The organism is Micromonospora sp. NPDC048170 (assembly GCF_040652795.1).
Taxonomy (GTDB): Bacteria; Actinomycetota; Actinomycetes; order Mycobacteriales; family Micromonosporaceae; genus Micromonospora.
In genome coordinates, this window is record NZ_JBEZMR010000045.1 from 20,766 (window position 1) to 41,766 (window position 21,001).

Here is a 21,001-nt window from a genome sequence, read left to right on the forward strand (position 1 = left end):
TGCGCCGACAGCAATTGATCACTTCGTGCGATGGTTTCGTCGCACTGCGCGGGTAGCCTGACGCCGGCTGAGCGAACCCAGAGGGAAGTGCCCGTGGAGTACGACGAGATCGATTGGTTGCGCCGCCACGACCCTGCCTGGCGGCTGCTCCGTGCCGACCATGCACCGCTGGTGCTGCGGTTCCTCGGCCAGGTGTTCGTTGACGACAACGTCAGGTCGATCTCGGGGGATCGGCTCGCTGAGCGTCTCGACGACATGCTGTTCACACTGAATAACCAGTACGGCGAGGCGACGTTCCCGAAGAGCGCCCGTGCCTACCTTGGTGACTGGGTAGACGCGGGCTGGCTACGCCGGTACTACCCGCCCGACTCCGACGAGGTTCATTTCGACGCAACCCCGGCTGTGGAACGCGCGCTGGCATGGGTACGCAGCCTGCAGGCACGCGAGTTCGTGGGAACAGAGTCCCGCCTCAATATCGCCGTGGACCTGCTACGGCAGATGGCCTTCGGCGCGGAGACCGACCCTGACGCACGCCTTGAGGTCCTACAGCGACGCCGCGCGGAGGTCGACGCGGAGATCGCTCGGGTCCGCGCCGGCGACTTCACCGTGCTTGATGACGCCGCCCAGCGGGACCGCTATCAGCAGTTCGTGGCGACGGCGCGGAGCCTGCTCGGGGATCTGCGGGAGGTGGAGGACAACTTTCGGGCCCTCGATCGGCGGGTGCGTGAGCGGATCGCGGCGTGGCAGGGATCCAAGGGCGAACTGCTCGATGAGATCGTCGGTAGTCGGCAGGCCATCTCCGGGTCCGATCAGGGCCGCAGCTTCGACGCGTTCTACGACTTCCTGCTCTCGCTACGCCGCCAGGAGGAGTTCACCGATCTGCTGGAACGCGTGCAGGCCCTCGACGCCATCGGCCATGCAGACTCACGCATGAACCGTGTGCAGTACGACTGGCTGGAGGCAGCCGGCCGGACACAGGCCACCGTGCGACTGTTGTCGGAGCAGCTTCGTCGATTCCTTGACGATCAGGCGTGGCTGGAAAACCGCCGGGTCATGGACGTTCTCCGCAGCATTGAGGCACGGGCACTCGCGCTACGAGATGTGGACACGTCGAGGGTGAGAACGTCACTGGACGACACTCGGGTCGAGGTCGTGCTGCCAATGGAGCGGCCGCTGTACCAACCTCGTGCTCGGCACGCCGTCAACAGCACCAGCACCGCCGACCCTGTAGTCGACGTTGACATGTCGGCGCTGTTCCAGCAGGTGTATGTCGACCCCACGCGTCTGGTCGCGGCAGTGCGCGACGTGCTTCGCGGAGCATCTCAGGCGTCGCTGCGGGACATCATCGGCGCTCACCCACCGACGGACGGGCTCGCCGAGCTGGTGGGCTACCTGTCCCTGAATGACGCCTCCTTCGAGGTGGTGTTCAACGAGTCACGCCGCGAGTCGATCACCTGGGCCGATTTCGAGGGCAACCGCCGTACCGTCACCGCCCCGTCGGTGACGTTCGTCCGGACGAGCGAGGGGAGAGCGAATGAACGCGCCGGACACACGGAGTGAGCCGTCGCTTTCCGTGGCGGTAACGCAGCTCATGAAGGGTGTGGTCTACCGAGACACCCATGCGGCGGCCTGGCAACATTTGGCGGCGCTGCAGCCCCAAGTCCGTGATTACGTCACTGTGCTCGGGTTGGTCGTCGTCATCGACGAGTCTGAGGGATACGCCTATCTGAAATCCCGGCCCGAGGATCCCGATCTCCCGCCTGTGCCGCGGCTGGTGCCGCGTCGGTCCCTGTCGTTCCACGTCAGCCTGCTGCTCGCCCTACTGCGCCGCAAGCTGGCCGAGGCCGACGCCAGTGGTGCGGACCCCCGGCTCGTGCTGACCCGCCGCCAGATCATCGACATGCTGACGGTATTCATGCCCCCTGGCCCCAACGACGCCCGCCTCGTCGACCAGATCGACGCTCACCTGACGAAGGTCGTCGAGCTGGGATTCCTGCGCCGGACGAAGGACAAGGAGCCCAGCTTCGAGGTGCGCCGCATCCTCAAGGCGTTCGTAGATGCTCAGTGGCTGGCGGACTTCGACTCCCACCTTGCGGAGTACGCCGCCGAACTGACCGAAAATGAGGAAGGTGCTGCATGACCCGCCGCGGCTACCGCCTGCACCGGTTGGAAGTCCGCAACTGGGGCACCTTCGATCAGCGGGTCTGGACCTTCCACCTCGACGGAGCCGACAGCCTCCTCACCGGCGACATCGGCTCCGGCAAGTCCACCCTTGTCGACGCAGTAACGACGCTGCTGCTGCCAGCCAACAAGATCTCTTACAACAAAGCGGCCGGAGCGGACACCCGCGAGCGGTCGCTGCGCTCCTACGTTCTCGGCTACTACAAATCCGAGAGCAATGACGCCACCGGCACCTCCAAGCCAGTCGGATTGCGCAGCGGCAGTTGCTTCTCGGTGATCCTCGGCGTCTTCGCTGACGAGACGCAAGGAACGACAGTCACCCTTGCCCAAGTGTTCTGGCTCAACGATGCCAACACCGGCCAACCCGAACGCTTCTACGTCACCGCCGGCACCTCCCTGTCGATCAACGAAGACTTCCTCGACTTCGGCACGGAGATCTCCCAACTACGTCGGCGGCTACGCCAACGCGGAGCCAAGATCGCCGATCACTTCCCCGAGTACGGCCAAGACTTCCGCAGGAGACTCGGCATCGCCTCCGAGCAGGCAATGGACCTGTTCCACCAGACGGTATCGATGAAGGCAGTCGGCAACCTCAACGACTTCGTCCGCAGCCACATGCTTGAACCCTTCGACGCCGCATCGGTGATCCGCCAGCTCATCGACCACTTCGACGACCTCAACCGAGCTCATGACGCGGTCCTTCGCGCCCGAGAACAGATCGCCGGGCTCACCCCGATACTCGCGGCCTGCGACGCACACGACCAGCACGGCCAAACGCTGCAAACCCTCGACGAACAACGCGCTGCCCTGCCGCACCTCGTCGCCCGCCGCAGCGCCGACCTCCTCGACGCACAGATCACGAACCTTACCGACCAGCTCACGACAAAGCGGAAACTGCTCGGCCAGGTCGACGGGGAGATCGGAGCCCTGGAAGAAGAACACCGCCGCGCCGACCTCGCACGAGAGGGCCTCGGCGGCGGACGCATCAGCGAACTCGAGCGAAAGATCAAAGACCTCTCCGCAACCCGCGACCTACGCAGGGACCGCATGACAGGCCTGAACGCACTGCTCGACGCAGTCGGACTCGCCCGCGTCGCCGATGCCACCACCTTCGCGACCCGCCAGATGGCAGTCGCCGAGGAAATCCAGCGACACGACAGCGCGATCGCCGACCTTCACACTGCCGCCACCGACGCAGGCGTCCACGTCCGTGACCTGGAAAAGGACGCAGCCGAGATCAACGCAGAGCTGCGCAGCCTTAGCGGCCGACCGAGCAACATCCCACGCCACAACCTCGCCCTGCGGCAACGTCTGTGCGCTGGCCTCGACCTACCCGAAACCGAACTACCCTTCGTCGGCGAACTCGTCCAAGTCCGCGCCGAACACGCCGACTGGGAAGGCGCCGCCGAACGCGTCCTCCGAGGCTTCGCGCTGTCGCTGCTCGTCCCCGATGAGCACTACCGGGCAGTCGCCGACTGGGTCGACGGACACCATCTGGACGGCCGACTCGTCTACTACCGGGTACCAGCCACTGTGCCCAAGACCGGCGAGACGCCGCCGCTCAACACCGGCCTCCAACTGTTTGACACCCTCGACCTCAAAGACTCACCGCTCACCCCGTGGCTGCAACGGGAACTTCGCCACCGTGCGGCACACCAATGCGTCACCACCATGGTCGACTTCCGCCGCACACCCAAGGCGATCACCCGCACCGGCCAGCTCAAAGACCCCAACGGGCGCCACGAGAAAGATGACCGCAGACGCATCGACGACCGCAGCCAATACGTCCTTGGCTGGTCCAACGAGTCGAAGATCCACGCCCTCGTCGAACAGGGCCAACGAATCGACAGCCTCCTAGACGCCGCCCGCAAGACCGAAAACGAGATCGCCGGCAAGATCAAAGCCCGAAGCCAGCGGCTGGGTGAGCTCCACAAGATCACCGTCTACCAGGACTTCGCCGACCTCGACTGGGAAGCAGCCACCCACACGATAGAACGCCTGCAGGACGAGAAACGCCGCATCGAGTCCGGCACCCAAGGTATCGCCGAACTCACCGCCGAACTGGACCGCCTCATGCGACTGCTGCAGGGCGCGAGACGCCGTCGTGACGAGCACAGCAACAAGATCGCCGTCACCGGGAATGCATTGGAAGCAGCCGAGTGTCGCCGCCAAGAGGCCGACGAGCTTCTCGACGACCCACATCATGAAGCGGCAAGTGCCCACTTCCCGCAGCTCATGGCGCTCATCCCGGCCCAACCGGTCACGCCCGAGGGTTGGGACCGCCTCCGCGAATCACTCATGACGACACTCGCGCGCCAGCGGGACGACACCATGAAGAAGCAGAGCCAGGAAGGCAACAAGGCGGTCAGCCTGATGGCGGCCTTCCGCAGCACCTACCCCCTGGACACCGCGGAGATGGACGCCTCACTCGCGGCCGCCGCCGAGTACCGCACCATGCACCAGCGCCTCATCCACGATGACCTACCTCGCTTCGAAGCCGAGTTCAAGACCTACCTCAACACCAACGCCATCCGCGACATCGCCACCTTCCACTCCCAGCTGCGCCAACAGGCCGCCCTCATCAAGAACCGCATCGCCACGATCAATGAATCCCTCGTCGGGATCGACTACAACCCAGGCCGCTACATCCGGCTCGACGGCAACCCGAGCCCGAACGTCGAGGTCCGCGAGTTCCGAACCGAGCTGCGCGCCTGCACAGACGACGCCCTCGGCCACGATGACTCCGAGCAATACTCGGAACGCAAGTTCCTCCAGGTCAAAGCCCTTGTCGAGCGCTTCCGCGGCAGGGAAGGCCAGACAGAGACCGACCGCGCCTGGACCAGACGCGTCACCGACGTCCGCAACTGGTTCACCTTCACAGCCACCGAGCGCTGGCGAGACGACAACACCGAATACGAGACCTACGCCGACTCCGGCGGCAAGTCCGGAGGGCAGAAAGAGAAGCTCGCCTACACCATCCTGGCCGCGTCCCTGGCCTACCAGTTCCGTCTCGACGCCGAGAACACCAGCACATTCCGGTTCGTCGTCATCGACGAAGCCTTCGGCCGTGGCTCCGACGACTCCACCCGCTTCGCGCTCGCCCTGTTCCAGCGTCTCGGCCTGCAACTGCTGATCGTCACACCCCTGCAGAAGATCCACGTCATCGAGCCATACGTATCCGCAGTCGGCTTCGTCGACAACCCCACCGACAACTTCTCCCGGCTGCAGACCCTGACCATCGACGAATACCACCGCCGGCGACAGGCCCACACCGGCGCCGACCCGGAGGCATAACCATGCCGCGCAGCCGCAGCAGCCAACGAGCCTCGTGGGGCACCGTCGAGGACGTCATCGCCGTCTTGCGACGGCGCTGGGAACGCGGCGACTTCCTGCGCGACGTTGCCCACGGCACATCCCCAACACCGGTCGCCGTGCCGCTGAAAGGACCGACCGCCGCCGAAACCGCCGACAACTTCGGGGATGTCCAACAGTGGGCCACCCGCTGGCGCGAAGTCGACGGCCGATCCGTGCGGGTCGAGTACCGCAGCGTAGGCGGCCGCCTCATCGGCACCAACCAACTCCCACACAAGGCATGGATAGACACGCCAGACGACCTCTGGCGAACGCTCGGCGTCCAGGCCCAGGTCGACCGCTATCAAACCCTCCTCGACGTAACCCGCGCCGTCTCACCTCCGATAGCCGCGTGGGCCGCCGAGCGCCCGATGAAGCTCCTCACCCACGAACAGGACTGGATTCGCCTGCTCGACACGGTCGCGTGGATCGACCACCACGCCGATCCCGCCACCTACCTGCGACAGATCGACGTCCGCGACGTCGACACCAAGTTCGTCGAGACCCGCCGCAGCATCCTCGCCGAGCTACTCGACCGACACCTCGCCGCTGATCGAGTCAACGTCGCTCACCCGCCGTCAGCCTTCGCTGAACGGTACGGATTACGGCCCAAGCCTCTGCTCGTTCGAATCCGCTTCCTCGACAACCACCACCGCCCCGTGCCGTACAGCGACCTCACCGTCCGCGCGAGCGAACTGGTGGCCACACCCCCGCCTGTGGCGACCGTCTACGTCGTCGAGAACGAAACCACCTTCCTCGCCTTCCCGCCCGTCCACGACGCTGCCGTGATCCTCGGCAGCGGCTACGCCGTCGCGAAACTTGAGCCCCTGACATGGCTCCGCGACCGCAACCTCATCTACTGGGGCGACATCGACACACACGGATTCGCTATTCTCGATCGACTGCGCGCCGCCTTCTCACACACACGCTCAATTCTCATGGACCGCGAAACCCTGCTCGCCCACCGCGCACACTGGGGTTGCGAACCGACCCCCACCCGCCGATCACTTCCGCAGCTTACGGAACAAGAGCGTGCACTTGTTGACGACCTCGTCAATGACACGTTCGCCCCGTCCCTCCGGCTAGAGCAGGAACGCATCCGGTACTCAGCGATAAGCGATGCCCTCAAGGCTTCGGCCGATTGATGTCCGGACAGTTCCCGGGCCTCGGGAGCCTCCTGCCCCGGGTGGCCGAAAAAGAGCTCAATCTTGACTGGGGGCGCTTCCGCCGCTCGCTACTGCCGGCGGCAGTAAGTCAGTAACCCTGAGGGCCACCCGTTCACCGACGGGGCCTTGTTCGGCCCGCCCTGGCGCCCCAGGCTTCGGCGCGCCTCTGATCCTGCTCACCACCCAGGGTGTCGCCCGACCGGCGGCACCACGACAGGCCGAGCCGCTGGCCGAGCCCAAGGCTCCATAGCCCCTCCGTCATGGCCTCACCACCGCGCCGTCCCTGTTGCTACCGCGTGAACTCCAGCACTGACTCTGCCTGGCGGCGGCCCAATTCTTCCTGCCTGGACTGACTAGGTTGCTGTCGTCTTTTCAGGCGCATTGAATCGGCTTCCTTCGGTAATTAATTGATGCTCACAGACGGTTCGCGCGTGTAGTGTTTACGCACCGTGAGGTGCTAGGCTTTACCGCATGAGCACCCGTTTGTGCAACGGATGCTACACAGGAGAGTTCAGATCTCGGACACGTTATTTCCACACGAAGCGCGATTTTTCTTCGTGCTTTGCGTGATCCCCGTCCCGTTGGGCGGGGATTTTTGCTGCGGCGGCGAGGACGCTCCCCGGATGGTTGAGCGTGTAGACCGCGGTCTCGGCTTCGACGGTCAAGGCGCGGTGATCGCACACGATGACCATGTTGTTGGCGCGCAGGCAGGCGGTGACCCTTTCTGGGTCGGGGCTGCGCAGCGCGGGATGGTGACGGTGTAGTCCGCGGTCGTGGCGGATGCGGTCCAGCAGGTGGTCTTCGCGGATGTAGAGGATCTTCGGCTGCGGTGAGGTCTTGGTGCGGGTGCTCGTGTGGCCGTGGCGGCATCGGTAGCCGGGACGGCCGTGGACCCAGTGGGAGTCCATGATGCGGCCGCAGACGCCGCAGCATACGAGGCCGGCCAGGAGGTAGTGGCGAGGAGCGCCATCGGTTGGCGTCGGCGCGGTGTGGATCGCCTGGGCCGCGACGAACTGCTCCTCGGTGACCAGCGGCGGGTGGGCGATCTGGCGGGAGATGACCCACTGCGGGGCGGCGTTCCAGCGCTGGACCTCGCGGTGCCGCGCGATGGTCCCATCGGGCGTGAGGTCGTCGCGGTCATTGCGTTGCCGGTTCCAGACTTGCCGGCCGGTGTAGCGGGGATTGGCCAGGATCGCCGCGACCGTGGTCAGCATCCAGCCTTGGCCGCTGCGGTGCGGGTTACGCGCCGGGTCCGCGCCGGACGGGCACGGTATGCCGGTGTCGTTGAGGGCGCGGGCGATGCTGGCCACGCTGCGGCCGGTGAGCCGCTGCTCGAAGATCCACCGGACGTACGGGGCTGTGGCCGGGTCGGGTTCCAGGCGGTGCAGACGGCGTCCCCAGGCGGCGTGGGCGCGGTTCGGATGAGGACCGGCGTCGACCAGCCGGTAGCCGTAGGGTGGCCGGCCGCCGAGATGTCGACCCTGCAGCTCGGCTTGGGCGCGCATGGCCGCAGTCGTGCGATGCCGCGCCCGGGACACCTCCCGCTGGGAGTGCACGCCCAGCAGGTCCAGCAGCGCCAACTGTCGGGGGTTGTTGAAGTCCACCGGCCCATAGGTCTCCGGAAGCCACAGCTGCACACCATGCCTGAGCAAGGTGGGGGTCAACTGTTCGAGCTGCTGGCCGTGGAAGGCACGTTCGTACTCGCCCACGACGATCGCGTCGAACCCGCGCGCCGGGTCCGCCACCGCGGCGAGCAGCCGTGCCGCCTGCGGCCGATCCGGCCAAGCGATCCGGCGAGAGACACCCTCGTCGAAGAACTCGACCACAATCCGACCATGACCAGCAACAAGGTCTTCGGCGTAGTCGCGCTGCCACCGGCACGACGACGCCCGATCCTGGAAGTCGACAGTGGACATCCGGCCGTAGAACGCGAACAGCCCATCCGTAGATGAGGTGAACCGTCGTGGCCGTAGCTTCCGCTGCCCGGTGGCCCACGACGAGAGAGTGCCCCGTTCCGGGGGTGTCGTCATCCTCGTCGACATAGGACCTCCACGATCGGCGCGTCTACCCCCGCCCTGGGTTTCCACGTCCAGAGTAGGAGGAGCGGCTGATTCATGCAGGTCCGTCACCCTTTCGGGTGATGTCGACGACATCCGGCCGAGTGGCTGACGGGCAATGTCGGGGCAAGGTCTGTCGGCGACCCTGGCTGCTCGCTGATAAGGGTGCGCCGGGGTGGCGCAGCGTGACAACATAGCCGACCGTCGGTACGTTACGTGCTGGTTCTGCAACGCGGCGCCGCTGCCGGGCGCCGTTACGGGGAAGGTCGTCAGATGAGTTCGCAGGTGCCGCTGTGGTTCCCGCGCTTCGCGGACGTGCCGGGCGTCCGCTACTCCCCGCCGGCAGGGCTGGACGTGTCCAAGCTCAGGCAGCGCAGCGTCCGCCCGACGGTGGACCATTGGCCGGATATGCCGCCGTCGCTGAGCTGGCCGCTGCCGAACGGAACCACCAGTGAGGCCCCTGCCGGTGCTCACCGTCTCGATGATTCCCGTAAGGCGACGACGGCCCGGGTGCTGCGCACCCTCGCCGAAGCCCTCGAGCTACCCGGTGAACCCGCCGACTACCACTTCGCGATCCAGGAGGTCGTCTCGCTGCTGTGGTCGCGCCGCGCCGAGGGGCCGCAGGCATTCGTCGAGCTGGAGCGGCTGGGCTGGCTAGACCTCCAGCTGATCCGGGCCTGCCCCGACGCGGTCACCTATGAGCACCGTGACGGCGGGGTGCGGTTCGCTAGCATCACGGCGTTCCGGACACTTCTTGACCTCTACCTCACCGAGGGGGCACTCGGCGACGCAGCCCAGGTGCTTGAGCTCGCCGACCGGTTCGACAACGGCGACACTCCATCGGCCCGGCGGGCACGGGAGCGGTGTGCTGCGTTCGCCGCGGAGGACAACAGCTGATGATCCCCGCCCAGGCGGGCAAGGTCACGTCGCTGGCGGACGTGCTGCCCAGCGACTCGTTCCTCGAGTGGGCGTTCCTGCGGTGGGTACTAACGCCGGCCGCGTCCCAGGCGATCGCCGCTCGGGTCCGCCCGCAGGCGGAGGCCACTGTCGACGGGCGCACCTATCGCTTGGACTATGAGATCGTTGGGGACGAGCTGACTGTCGCTGTCGAGCTCGACGGCTTCGCCGTGCATGGCACCCGTGCGGCGTTCACGTACGACCGGCTCCGGCAGAACGACCTGATCGCCACCGGCCGTGCCGTCATTCGGTTCTCCTACGATGCGATCCGCACCGACACCGCCCGCTGCATTGCCCAGTTTCAAGCGGTACTCACCCGCGACGCCGCGCTTGCTCTCCTCGTTGTCCCCGATCCCCATGTGGAGGCGCCCGACATGGCCCCCGACCCGATGTGGGCGTTGGCGCCCTCCCCGCGCGCCGCAGCGCCGACGTCCTCCGGGTACTTCGTCGGCGTCCGTTCCGCCGTCGACGTCCGCACGCTGCGGGAGTGTCAGAAGCAAGCATTCACCGCGCTCGGCAACTACTACGGCTCCGGTGGCACGAAGGCCGCCTGCGTGATGAGCGTCGGTGCCGGCAAGACCGTCCTCGGCGTGGTCGCGGCCCTAGCGTTCACCCGGCGCCGCGCGCTGGTCGTCACGCCGGGCAACGTCATCCGAGGCACGTTCGACCGCGCCTTCGACCACCAGGCGCCCGGCAACGCTCTCTACGGGCTCCCCGGTGGCCCGCTCATCCCCGGCCGCCGCCCGCCACTGGTGCGGGTGCTCGACCGGGACACCGGCGGCATCCGGCGCGTCACTTGCGAACAGTTGCTCGCCGCCGACGTGATCGTGACCAACTTCCATTCCCTGGGCACCGGTGACGACCCCGACGACCTGCTGGCCAAGCTCGCCCCCGGCGACGTGGACATGATTGTCGTCGACGAGGCGCACATCGCCGCCGCGGAGTCCTATCAGCGACTGTTCGCGCACTTTGCTGGTGCCCGGTCGCTGCTGATGAGCGCCTGCTTCACCCGCCTGGACGGCAAGCCGATCGATGCCGACGTCGTCTACCGCTACCGGCTGATCGACTCCATCGCCGACGGCAACGCCAAGAACCTGCGGGTGCTGCCTTTCATCCCTGACACCGCAGTGACCACCTACGAGCTGGTGTGGCCCGGCGGGCGCCGGGAGGAGATCGTTGGACGCGACGCGCTGCTCGCTGTCCTCGGAGACGAACGCAAGCTGTCGCGGATTACCGCGCGGTCCGCCGAACCCATCCGTCAGGTCATGCGGGTCGTGGCCAGCGCATTGGGCGCTCAGCGGGAGCTGCTGTTCCCGGTCAAGCCGCGGGCGCTGTTCGCGGCGATGGGTCAGGCACACGCCGAGCAGATTTCCCGCATCGCCAATGAGCACGGCATCGCCTGCGACGTGTTGCATCACTCGATGACTGACGCCAAGATCAAGCGGGTTCGTGAGCGATTCGAGTCCGATGCCGGCGACCTGGACGCGGTCGTGCAGTTGAAGATGCTCGGCCAGGGCTACGACTTCCCGCCGATCTGCGTTGTCGTCCCGATGCGCCCGTACGGCAGCTTCAGCGAGTTCTACCAGTTCATCGGCCGCGGGATCCGGGTGCTGCTCCACCCGGCGCTGATCGGCCGGGTCGGCCCGGAGCAGCAGTTCCTCGACGTCGTGCTGCACGCTGAACTCGGTCTCGACGAGCACCTGAAGACCCTTTACGCCGAGAACGACATGGACCCAGTCACCGGTGATGCGAAGCTCGATGCCCTCCCGGGCGGCACCCGGCCGCCGTTGCCCCGGCACTACCGGCGGTGACGAGGCCGGCCGGATGGACGCCTTCGTCCTGTTCGAGCGCGGCGAGATTGCCAGCCGCGTGGTGTACGACGCCGACCGGGTCGAGACCCGCCGCGCGGAACGCGAACGGGAGGCGCTGGCCGCCCGGTACGCCGCCTACGCGGCCAGCACCGCTGACCCGGTGACGTTCGAGCAGTACGTCGAGGTGATGCGAGGCATGCGTGACTGACAGCCTGGGGCGCCGACTGGCCGCGACCACCGACGCGGAGGAGTGGCTGGCCGTCGAGGACGAGGCCGGTGCCGGCAAGCGGTTCGCTGCGGTGGACGGGCTGCTGGCCGCGGTCACGTCTGCGGCGTTCGCAGGCAAGCCCCCAGTGCGGGTGACCGCCGCCGGAGCCACCAGGGCGCTCACGCTTCGGCACGTTCCCGCCTCGGCCCGTGCGGCGCTCAAGGAGGGGTTCGACCTCGCCACGCAACAGGCGGCGGGCGCGTGGTGGCTGCCGGAGTCCGCGCCGATCAAGCCAGGAACGGTCAACCTGCCCGCGTACTACGCCATCGAGCCGCGGTGGGCGATGAACACCGCGGCGACCGACGCCGTACGCGTCGAGTTCGGCGGCAGCCCGGACGCGCTGGCCAGCTGGGCGCTGCTTATTCCGTTCGCCAACGCCCTCTACGCACCGCTGATCCTGCGCGGACCCGACGCCGGCGCGCTCGAGCCCGCCGCCCGGGACGCCTCCTGGGCCGCGGTCGACGCCTTGTATACCGCGCTCGGACTCGCGAGCGAGAACGTGCGGTCCACGCTGACCCGGATGCGTCCGGGCAACGGCTGGTCGCAGCTGCCGACCGCGGAGCAGATCGCGACGAAGGTGGCGCTGCTCGACGCGCTCCGCCAGGTCGTCGGCCGGCAGACAGTCCGCCGTTGGCGCGCCGAGGTGCTACGGCCGCTGGTGCGCCGGTACTACGCGAAGGCGAACAAGGACGCGCCCACCGCACGCGTGGTACTGACAAAGGCGCTGCAACCAGCGACCGCCGCCTACTTCGGCGGCAACTGGCTGGCGCTGCTGGACTACCTCGGCGAGGCCGTGGCCGCCAGCGAGGAGATCACCACCGCTCTGCCGGAGCCGCGGCTGTATGTGCAGGCCTCAGCGAAGGTCGAGCAGGTCGCCGCGGAGAAGAACCTGCCGGTCGCGGAGGTCGCGAAGATCCTCGCCAGCTACCTCGGCACCGACGAAATCCGTTCCCCAATCCAGCGCCGCCTCGACGTCCTGCGCCGCTACTGGGCCGCGTTCGACACCGTCCACGCGCGGCAGGCCTCCGGCACGCCGGCGCCACCGGACCTGACGCCGGGCCGCGGCTTCGACATCGGCAAGGATGTGCCATTCACCCGTCCCGATCTCGAGCGGGTTCTGCCCCCGGCCGTGCTCGCCGACATCGAAGCCCTATGGAACGGCGCATGCGTTCCTCGCTACCCCGACCGCATCGTCTCGGCGCTGTTTCCACAAGCGGAGATGGTCGCTGCGTTCGGCCCCGCTCTGACCTTCTGGAACAACATCGCGCTCACCTGCTGGTTCTACTGCGAGGGCCCCTACTCCCGCACCGACATCGACGGCGCGGCCGAGTTCTACAGCCGCGGCGTCAAGGCCCTCGCCGCCGCTGACACACCGGTCGACCCGCAACTGTTCGCTGATCTGCGCGCCGCCCAGCAGCGGCTGGGACCCCCGCAGGAACTGTGGGCAGACCGCCGCGTCCTCGAAGCAGGCCCCGGCGTCAGCATAACGATGTCGATGGGCGGGGGCGTTCGCCGCGACGGGTTCGAGATCCTCCGCGACATCGTTACCACGCACCGCCGCGCATGGGCCGTCCAGAACCTGGAGACTGCGCTGAACCGCGCCTGGGAGGAGCCGCTGCGCGAGCTCGCCCGCCAGGTGAACCTTGCCGTCGCCCGCCGCGGCAAGCTCCCTACCCTCAAGCAGTTCGCCACCCTCGGGGCGCCGGTCGCCAATGCGTGGTTCGGCGGGGACCTCGCCGCGCTCTACGCCGCCGTCGGCGAAAGGGCACCGGTCGAGCAGACTCGCGTGCAGCTGATGCCCTATGACCGGGCGGCGTTCTGCAATCAGGTCTTCACCGACCTCGGCGGCCGGTACGTGCCCAACGGGCGCGCGGTTGAGGACATCGAGGGCAACCGCCTTTCGTGGGACCTCCGGAGGCTGGCCGCCGAGGCCCCCCGATTCGTCCAGCTCGAGGAGGCGCTCGACCGGCCGCCGACTCCGGAGGAATTCGGCGCGGCCCGGCTCACCTGGCCCACCACCGTTCCCTTCAACCGGTACGCTGCTGCCGTCCGGCAGGTCCGTGCCGGACTCGACACCGTCCGTCAGACTGCGACCACCACGGAACAAGCTGCGAGCCGGGTCGCCGGCACGGAGCCGACGATCACCTCGGTAGGGCCGCCGGCGTCGGCATCCCCGCCCGCGCGGATGGCTCTGCTCGGGCGGTCATGGGAGTCCACCGGCCAGGCAGCTCCGGCCCGACCCGCCCCGGAGCAACGGCCAACCTCCGCGCCACCGTCGACGCCCGCTACCGCGGCGCAGCCAGCCCCAGCCCCACCAGGGCAACCGTCCACACCGCCACCTGCGGTCTCGCCGGACGCCGACACCGCGGCCCCCGAACGACGCTCAGGCGTGTTGGGGCGGCTGCTCGGCCGCCGGCAGGCGTCGGCCCCGGCAGCCCCAGGCGCCGGCTGGTACCCGGACCCCCACGTGCCGGCGCAGCTGCGCTGGTGGGACGGTGCCGCCTGGACGGAGCACATCCACAGACCGTGACGACCGACCCGAGCGAACTACTGGCCGGTCGCGCGCTCCCAGCTTTCGGTCATAGTCCCCTTCCTGACGCGAGGTAACGAGCCGGCGGATACCGGGGCGTAGGCGCGGGCCGTCTGCTGATGCGCGTGCTCTCGCGGCGACGACAGGCGCGGGATGTCCAGTGCCTTCATTCCAATGGAGCAAGCAGTGGGAGACGACCGGTACCCGCTGGTCGATCGCAGGTGCGGGGAACAGGCGATCCATCAGCGTCAGGCAGCGCCGGCATCCCCGATTTGGCGGAGTTCGTGGTCGGCGGGCTGTAGTGCCCGGGAGCTACCCGGCCCCGCCTTGCCGTCCTCTGTGGAGGGACCTTGTGCTGCAAAGTCACCAGGAGCATCTCTTGCGCCAGATCGAGGGCTCCTTGTCGGCCCGAGGCGGCCGGCAACGAGCGCAAACGGTCGTACGATCTTGGTATGTCAGGCGAGAAGCGCAGGAAGGAGGATAAGCGCCGTAGGCTCCGTCGCGCGAAGCAGGCCAGGGCCGCAGGTCGCGACCTTCCTCGCCCGATTCGACTTGCCTTGGAGGGGTTTGAGCGGCTCGTGCAGTACGCCGAGCTGGGCGGTCCGGAGGCGGCCGCGGCGCTTGCCGCTGCGCGGCTCACCGATGCGGCACAGCGCATCGCGCGGCTGACCGCGCAGTGCGATGCCTTCGACGTCCTCGAGTACGTCCGGCTTGACAACGCGATAGTTAACCCGGAGACCTTCCAAGAGACCGAACACGAAGGTAGCGCCGCAGTGATCGAGCTTGTGGCGCTGATCATGGCGGCGCGCGGTAGCCGTGCTGCGTCCGCAGCAAACGACGAAGACCAGCCGGTGAGACCGGAGCAGATCGTCGAGGACATTCAGATTGCCGCCAGGGAGGCCTTCGACGCGGGCTCCATGCTGATCATGTTCGCTTCCGCGCTGGATGCTGATCCGTTGCGACGCCTGAGCTTCGGCGCACGGCTGCGCGAGGTGTCGGTGCGTAACGTCGCATACGGCCACATGGTTGAGGACACCTTGACGGCGCTGTTCGACCAGCCCGCCGTGCAAGACGCCTGTTGCAGGGTTATGGGCTGCACGGTGAGGCAGATCAGGGATGTGTTCTCGGCCTTGCACGCCCTGCACAACGAGGCCTGGCACGGCCGCTTCGCTGCGTTGCGGGAGCTCGGGCAGTTGGCTGACTCTGACACTGCGACGGCTGATGACCTGCCGCCGGACGTGGTTGCGCAGGCGCTGCACCTGTCGGCTCTCTGGGATAATCCCGCGGCCTGCTCGGCCTTCACTGATGAGGTCATCGCCCGCAAAGCCGGCATCGATGTGGAGACTGTCCGCACCGTGCTCGACCTGTTCACAACGCCGCTGGTGCAGCGGCCGTCGACCGAGGTGGCGCTCGAGTTCTTTCAGGGCCGGTCTCCGCTGCGGGTACGTCCAATCTTGCAAGATCCCGACGGTAGCTTCGTCGTCGTGCACGGCGGGCTGCTGATTCCGGCGATTCGCGAGCGTGTGGAGGAGGCACTGCGTTTGGATCAGCGCGCCTGGGACGTCTACAGCAAGCATCGCGGCCAGTACGTTGAGCGGGCAGCAGCTGATCTCGTCGCGGCGCATCTGCCCGGGTGCGTCTCGCACCTTGGGCTGGAGCATTTCGTCCCGGCCACAGGCGTCGAAACCGAACCGGCACGATACACCAAGGTAGTCGAGGGCGACGGTCTGCTCATCTGCGACGACGTCGCGATCATCATCGAAAGCAAGGCGGTGGCCCTACGTGCGCAGTCGCGGACTGGGGATCCGCTGCGGCTGCGGCAGGACCTGCGTCGCATCGTCACCGACGCCGCGAACCAGAGCGAGCGGCTCCGCCGGCGCATACTCGACGACGGCGGGCTGCGCCTACGCGACCAGAACTGGCTGGATCTCAGCGGTGTGCGCGAAGTGCACGCCATCGCGGTCAGCCTCGAGGACCTGTCCGGCATCGCCACCGTGACGAGCGACCTCGTCGCAGCCGGCCTACTGACCGACAGTGCCCTGCCGTGGACTGTCTCGCTGCATGACCTGCGCATTATCAGCGAACTCATCGATCGGCCCGCGGAGTTGCTGTTGTACCTGCGCCGGCGCACCGAGCCGGACATCACACGATGGTTCCACGCTGTCGACGAACTCGACTTCTATCTGCACTTCCTCGCCGCGAAGCTGTACGCCGAACCCGATCCCGATGTCGTGCATCGCGAGCTCCCACAGCTTGGCGCGCCCCGGGTCAGGGACCGGCGCAAGTACCGCAAGCAGCAGCTGGAGCTCCTGACGAGCCGGACGGACGCTCTCGACGCCTGGTACATGCACAGGCTCGGATACCGTCGGACCCCGGCTGACAAGCCCCGCCTGATGGCGGATCGGGGCCTGTTGCAGCTCGTTGACAACCTCACCGCTCGGGCAGAACCGGGATGGCTGGCGATGTCCGCCACCCTTTTGGGCGGAGACACCCCTACGCAACGACGGTGGGCCGGTCTGGGTGAGCGTCTCGCCGGCCAGACCCGCGCGGACGGGCGCCCGCACAGCGCCGCCATGCCCGGCGGAACACGACGTGGCGACAGCTTCGTGCTCGTGTGGATGACGCATCCGCCCTACGGCGCCCCTACAGCCGCCCACGCGGAGCTGGCGCGGTACGCCAGCGCGAAGAAGCACCAGTGGCAGCTCGACCGGTCCTTCGGGCTGCTCTACGACGGCGACACCGGTGCGCTGGTCGCCACCGCCTACGACAACCGCTTGCCCGGTCCCGACCCGCAACTGGACGCCGTGGTCACCAACATGGGACTGATGGGCATCGAGGCGCTTCGGACGATTCGGCCAGTGCCGACGCAGCGCTGACTACGCCCGGCAAACCGGTGACCCTGGGGCCGAGTGCCGCCCGGGACCTGCCGATCGACAGAGACGACCAACCTGCCGTTCCTGCTTCAGCAGCAACGGGTGCCGGCGACATCATCGGTGCATCGGTGACCGGCTCTGCCGACCGCGACGTTCTCCCAGCCCACCGCACATCCGGCAAAGGCGATTCGTGGACTGCCAAACACCGCCTGAAGTTTTCCCAGGTCAGTTTCTATCGGTGGACCATTCTCGGCAGAATCGGACCGCATGCCGGCAGCTCAGGGGCCAAGTGCATCCGTGACTGCGGGTCCGACGACGGTCGGTGTGATCCCGACTAACGAAGCGGCTCGACTCAGAGAGTCGCGCCGTCCTTCGTACGGATGGCGGACAGGTTTAACGTTCTGTGCGACTCTGCTGCAGTGCCCAGTAACCGGCCGACGGCGATGGTGCTGACGCCCCGGCCACTGGAATGCGGTTCGAAGAAACTCGCCGCCCGCACCCAGCCGCGGTCGACCTAGACTCGGGTAAAGCCTGGGGCGACTCGCTGGTGGGGGAGTTGCACGATGCGCGACTTCGAGAGCACGTAAAATCGCGGCGTGACGGACTCGACGCCCCATTGGCTCCCCGAGCGCCATCTCAGCGTCGCCGCGACGCTCTCGCACGCGGATGAGCTGATCGGACAGGTTGGCGATCTGCTCTTCGCCTACCAGACACAGGCCCAAGGCGTGTTCGGCTTGCGTGAGGTTCCGGCGGGGTCGTTCAGTCGGACCGTTGTGGGCAGCGTGGCTCCGATCCCACGCAAGGTGCCTCTCCTCGTCGCCGACGCGTTGGTGGCACTGCGGGCCGCGCTTGAGCACACGCTGTTCGCCGAGGTCGAGTTCTTGGACGGTGCGCCGCTCGACGAGAAGGCGGCCAGGCTCGTGGAGATGCCCGCGTCGGACACATACGAAAAGTTTGAGGAGTGGACGAAGAAGCAGTTCCGTAACCGTCCGCCATCGCTTCGAGCCGGCAGCGAACTCGTGCGGCGGATCGAACGCCTGCAGCCCTTCCATCGTCAGAGCGATCCTCAGGCGCACCCTCTGGCTCGACTGGTGCTCCACACGAACCATGCGAAGCACAGGACGCCCGCGATCACCGCGGTCCGCTTGGCTGCCATGTACCAGGACAAAAAGATGCCCCGCTCGGTACGCGACCTGCCACCGCGACCCGAAGAGCCGCTACGCGTCGGCGACGTCATCGCGGAGACCCCGATCGGCACCACCATCCCCGTCACCCTGTTTCCGACGATCGGGATCAATCGACCGGGCACGGATCGGTGGCCGGTGCTGATGCAGGAGCTCGATGCGTTCTCCCATTGGGTCCGCACCCAGGCGGTGCCGCGCCTCGTCATGGGCACGGAGCCGCCCGAGCCGGCGCTTCCGACGCGCTATGAGATCGCCGTTGGTCACCAGGACGAACGCCGCGCGATGTCGATGGGTTCGACGACGTCGGCCGCAGATCGCCAAGTTCGGCGCCTGCACGCGGCAGTCGTCCGGACAGACCTGGTCGATCTGATCGGCCAGGTGGACGGCTCCCCGAGCGACCAGCAGATCGCAGGGTGGCTGGCCCAACTGACTGATGAGGAGGTGCTCGATCGGATGTCGAGGCTGAAGATGACCCGTACCCACAACCCCGGGGTCATGCTGCATAACTTCGAAGTGCTGAAGGGGCTGCATAACTTCGAAGTGCTGAAGGGGCTGCATAACTTCGAAGTGCTGAAGGGGCTGCGTGACGAGGCTCTAAGATTCGCCCGGTGCTGACGCCGGTCTTGCCAATGAGCGTGCACCCGATCAGCGGTCGCCGCGTGTTTGTTGCTGAGCACACCAGGTGGCCCGCGTGGCGTCCTGGCGATCGCCGACGTGCGCAAGGGCGGCGGGACAATTCGGCTGGTCAAGAAGTAGGGAGGTCAACGCCCGCTGGGATAGGAGGCATGCCGTCCGGATAAACGAAGCCCTTGACCTGCTCATAGGCTCTCATGAGCCTGCCGCGCGGCTCTGGTAGGTCGATGCCGGCAAGTGGATCATCGTCAGGGTGGTGGAATAGGGCCTTGTGGGCCTGACCGACAATCATCCAGTTGTAAACTTTAGCCATCGCTGTAGTCCCGGCTAGTTGCTCGTCGGCTGCCTTCGGTGCTTCCATCCAGAGTGCAGCGCGGCGGTCGAGCGGCACGAGGATGGCACCGGCTGTCCGCAGCCCCACACCGGACCACTGTGGTCGATCAGGATCGGCCACCAGGACAACCGGATGATCACTCGTTACGAGGGCTTTGCGCTTCCAACGGATCAGGGTCCAGCCTCGCTCATAAAACGTGTATGCAGCAGTGGGCATCAGATCCAGCATCGTCTTGATCTGGGAATTCGGATGGGGCACGACTGCGTAGGAGTCGAAGTCACTGATCTTCGTCCAGAGTTCCTCGACCTCTGCCTCGGTAGGCTCCCGGTTGAGGTTCTTGCGCAGCATGCTGCGGAGCTGGGGCTTGCCGCCAGCGCCCATTTGCAGCTTGAACAGCATGTCGGCGAGTTCCGCACCGGATTGTCGCTGAACGGTGGTGCGGAGGATCTGGAAGGCCGCCCAACAAGCGATGGCGAGCCGCGCGTCGTCCGGGATTGGCCACACCCGGCGGTCGACGACCGTGCGGAACGCATCTGCGGCCTCGGTCTCGACGTCGCCCAGCAGCCGCTCCACTCGGTCGCTGCGGCTGCCGTCCTTCTCCTCAACGAGGTAGAAGTCTTTGGCCACCGTAGCGTCCGTGACAGAAACTGAGTGGCGGACGTTGCCAGGGAGCACGATGCGCCTGAGTAGCCCTCGCTGGTCAGCGAATCGTTGAAGGTAGAACCGTGGCACGATGTGATGCCGGCGCCGCAACTTGTCCTTACCTGCCATGCCTTCAAGGCTACGGTAGCTGGCCAGCGGATTCGGAGCGCCGAGATGGGGGTCTGCTGTGCGACAAGCATCGCAACGGCGGACTACGCCGTGGGGGTGTACCGCCGATGCCGGCTGCGGGCCGGTCGGGTATTAGATCGCTACCGTGCTGAGGAGTGCTGCCGGCCTACCACGCCGCCCGGGTCAGACCGGTCGCCGCCCGCGGCGGCGCCGGCGACTGATCACCTCCGACCAGTCCGCCGGAACTTCGGCGCCGCCTCACCGTGATGCCGCAGTTCCGGCGGAGGGGCTGGCTTGAGGGTAGGCCGGAGGGAATCCACTCGTTACCTTCTGTGCGTGGACGTTGACGATCTGTCCGCCAGTAGTGGCGGTCTCGCTTCCTTTCTTTCGACGACCGACTGGGCCGCGATGTGCTCGCTCGGTTCCCGGTGCCTCATGGCCGCGGACTACCCGTTATTCCGACAGGGCGACGAGGGGGAGCACGCTTACGTGATCCTCAGCGGCGCGGTCAAGGTAGTTCGGGGCGAAGCAGCGGGAAAGAGCGCGATCTTGACGATTCGCGGGGCTGGCGATGTCGTGGGCGATCTGGCCGTGATAGACGGTGGCCGCCGCTCCGGCACGGTTTCGACGCTGACCCCCATGGTGGTCCGGGTGGTTCCAGGGGCGAGTTTCAGACGGTTTATCGAACGGCCCTCCGTCACCGCCGCCTACGCCCGGTATACCGTCAACCGCCTCCGACAGTCTGACGTCCAGCGGACCGAGATTGCCGTCCTTCCGGTACGGCAGCGCCTAAGGCGTGTTTCGTAAGTCGGGTTGTGTCCGTGAAGTTGCGGCGTGGCGGTGATCGATAACTGAAGAGGTCTCCGGTATCTGGTTCTGCGACCA

At 66.9% G+C, this 21,001-nt stretch carries 13 protein-coding genes; 11 read left to right on the plus strand and 2 right to left on the minus strand.

Annotated features, from left to right (window positions below; genetic code table 11):
- Positions 1-93: 93 nt before the first annotated feature.
- From AB0D32_RS30985 to AB0D32_RS31000, 4 genes are read left to right on the plus strand one after another with little or no spacing between them, the layout of a single operon-like run.
- A complete protein-coding gene (locus tag AB0D32_RS30985) occupies positions 94-1,560 on the plus strand; it encodes a DUF3375 domain-containing protein (RefSeq protein WP_357097827.1) in 1,467 nt (488 codons plus the stop codon).
- The gene (locus AB0D32_RS30990) at positions 1,535-2,140 is read left to right on the plus strand and encodes a DUF4194 domain-containing protein (RefSeq protein ID WP_357097830.1); all 606 of its coding nucleotides are present in this window, start codon (positions 1,535-1,537) and stop codon (positions 2,138-2,140) included. Before AB0D32_RS30985 ends, AB0D32_RS30990 begins: the two co-directional genes overlap by 26 nt.
- On the plus strand, positions 2,137-5,475 hold the full coding sequence (locus tag AB0D32_RS30995; RefSeq protein WP_357097833.1) for an SbcC/MukB-like Walker B domain-containing protein: 3,339 nt from the start codon (positions 2,137-2,139) through the stop codon (positions 5,473-5,475). Before AB0D32_RS30990 ends, AB0D32_RS30995 begins: the two co-directional genes overlap by 4 nt.
- A 2-nt stretch (positions 5,476-5,477) precedes the next feature.
- Positions 5,478-6,677, plus strand: a complete 1,200-nt coding sequence (locus AB0D32_RS31000; RefSeq protein ID WP_357097836.1) for a Wadjet anti-phage system protein JetD domain-containing protein — start codon at positions 5,478-5,480, stop codon at positions 6,675-6,677.
- A gap of 548 nt (positions 6,678-7,225) precedes the next feature.
- Here AB0D32_RS31000 and AB0D32_RS31005 read toward each other — a convergent pair.
- Positions 7,226-8,950: a recombinase family protein gene (locus AB0D32_RS31005; protein ID WP_357097839.1), complete on the minus strand. Its 1,725-nt coding sequence runs from the start codon at positions 8,948-8,950 to the stop codon at positions 7,226-7,228.
- 78 nt (positions 8,951-9,028) lie between these two features.
- Here AB0D32_RS31005 and AB0D32_RS31010 point away from each other — a divergent pair, with 78 nt between their 5' ends.
- The 6 genes from AB0D32_RS31010 to AB0D32_RS31035 all read left to right on the plus strand — a co-directional run bounded on the left by AB0D32_RS31010 (position 9,029) and on the right by AB0D32_RS31035 (position 18,993).
- Positions 9,029-9,652, plus strand: coding sequence for a hypothetical protein (locus AB0D32_RS31010; RefSeq protein WP_357097842.1), 624 nt, complete (start codon positions 9,029-9,031; stop codon positions 9,650-9,652).
- On the plus strand, positions 9,652-11,523 hold the full coding sequence (locus AB0D32_RS31015) for a DEAD/DEAH box helicase family protein (RefSeq protein WP_357097846.1): 1,872 nt from the start codon (positions 9,652-9,654) through the stop codon (positions 11,521-11,523). The genes AB0D32_RS31010 and AB0D32_RS31015 overlap by 1 nt, the downstream gene beginning before the upstream one ends.
- Positions 11,524-11,536: 13 nt before the next feature.
- A complete protein-coding gene (locus AB0D32_RS31020; RefSeq protein WP_357097849.1) occupies positions 11,537-11,731 on the plus strand; it encodes a hypothetical protein in 195 nt (64 codons plus the stop codon).
- Between the two features lie 91 nt (positions 11,732-11,822).
- On the plus strand, positions 11,823-14,321 hold the full coding sequence (locus tag AB0D32_RS31025; RefSeq protein WP_357097852.1) for a DUF2510 domain-containing protein: 2,499 nt from the start codon (positions 11,823-11,825) through the stop codon (positions 14,319-14,321).
- Positions 14,322-14,773: 452 nt separating this feature from the next.
- Positions 14,774-17,197 (plus strand): hypothetical protein, encoded by a 2,424-nt coding sequence (locus AB0D32_RS31030; RefSeq protein ID WP_357097855.1) that lies wholly within the window; start codon positions 14,774-14,776, stop codon positions 17,195-17,197.
- Positions 17,198-17,790: 593 nt separating this feature from the next.
- Entirely contained in the window at positions 17,791-18,993 is a 1,203-nt protein-coding gene (locus AB0D32_RS31035; RefSeq protein WP_357097858.1) for a hypothetical protein, read from the plus strand.
- Between the two features lie 130 nt (positions 18,994-19,123).
- On the opposite strand, the gene AB0D32_RS31040 is transcribed toward AB0D32_RS31035, so the two are convergent.
- A complete protein-coding gene (locus tag AB0D32_RS31040) occupies positions 19,124-20,116 on the minus strand; it encodes a DUF4238 domain-containing protein (RefSeq protein ID WP_357097860.1) in 993 nt (330 codons plus the stop codon).
- 336 nt (positions 20,117-20,452) lie between these two features.
- Between AB0D32_RS31040 and AB0D32_RS31045 the strand changes: the two genes are divergently transcribed.
- The gene (locus tag AB0D32_RS31045; RefSeq protein ID WP_357097863.1) at positions 20,453-20,923 is read left to right on the plus strand and encodes a cyclic nucleotide-binding domain-containing protein; all 471 of its coding nucleotides are present in this window, start codon (positions 20,453-20,455) and stop codon (positions 20,921-20,923) included.
- The last annotated feature ends 78 nt before the right edge of the window (positions 20,924-21,001 follow it).

What these genes read in the sequence shown, in the direction of transcription:
- AB0D32_RS30990 (WP_357097830.1), top strand. Translation starts at nt 1,535, where the DNA reads ATGAACGCGCCGGACACACGGAGTGAGCCGTCGCTTTCCGTGGCGGTA.
- AB0D32_RS30995 (WP_357097833.1), top strand. Translation starts at nt 2,137, where the DNA reads ATGACCCGCCGCGGCTACCGCCTGCACCGGTTGGAAGTCCGCAACTGG.
- AB0D32_RS31000 (WP_357097836.1), top strand. Translation starts at nt 5,478, where the DNA reads ATGCCGCGCAGCCGCAGCAGCCAACGAGCCTCGTGGGGCACCGTCGAG.
- AB0D32_RS31005 (WP_357097839.1), bottom strand. Translation starts at nt 8,950, where the DNA reads ATGTTGTCACGCTGCGCCACCCCGGCGCACCCTTATCAGCGAGCAGCC.
- AB0D32_RS31010 (WP_357097842.1), top strand. Translation starts at nt 9,029, where the DNA reads ATGAGTTCGCAGGTGCCGCTGTGGTTCCCGCGCTTCGCGGACGTGCCG.
- AB0D32_RS31015 (WP_357097846.1), top strand. Translation starts at nt 9,652, where the DNA reads ATGATCCCCGCCCAGGCGGGCAAGGTCACGTCGCTGGCGGACGTGCTG.
- AB0D32_RS31020 (WP_357097849.1), top strand. Translation starts at nt 11,537, where the DNA reads ATGGACGCCTTCGTCCTGTTCGAGCGCGGCGAGATTGCCAGCCGCGTG.
- AB0D32_RS31030 (WP_357097855.1), top strand. Translation starts at nt 14,774, where the DNA reads ATGTCAGGCGAGAAGCGCAGGAAGGAGGATAAGCGCCGTAGGCTCCGT.
- AB0D32_RS31040 (WP_357097860.1), bottom strand. Translation starts at nt 20,116, where the DNA reads ATGGCAGGTAAGGACAAGTTGCGGCGCCGGCATCACATCGTGCCACGG.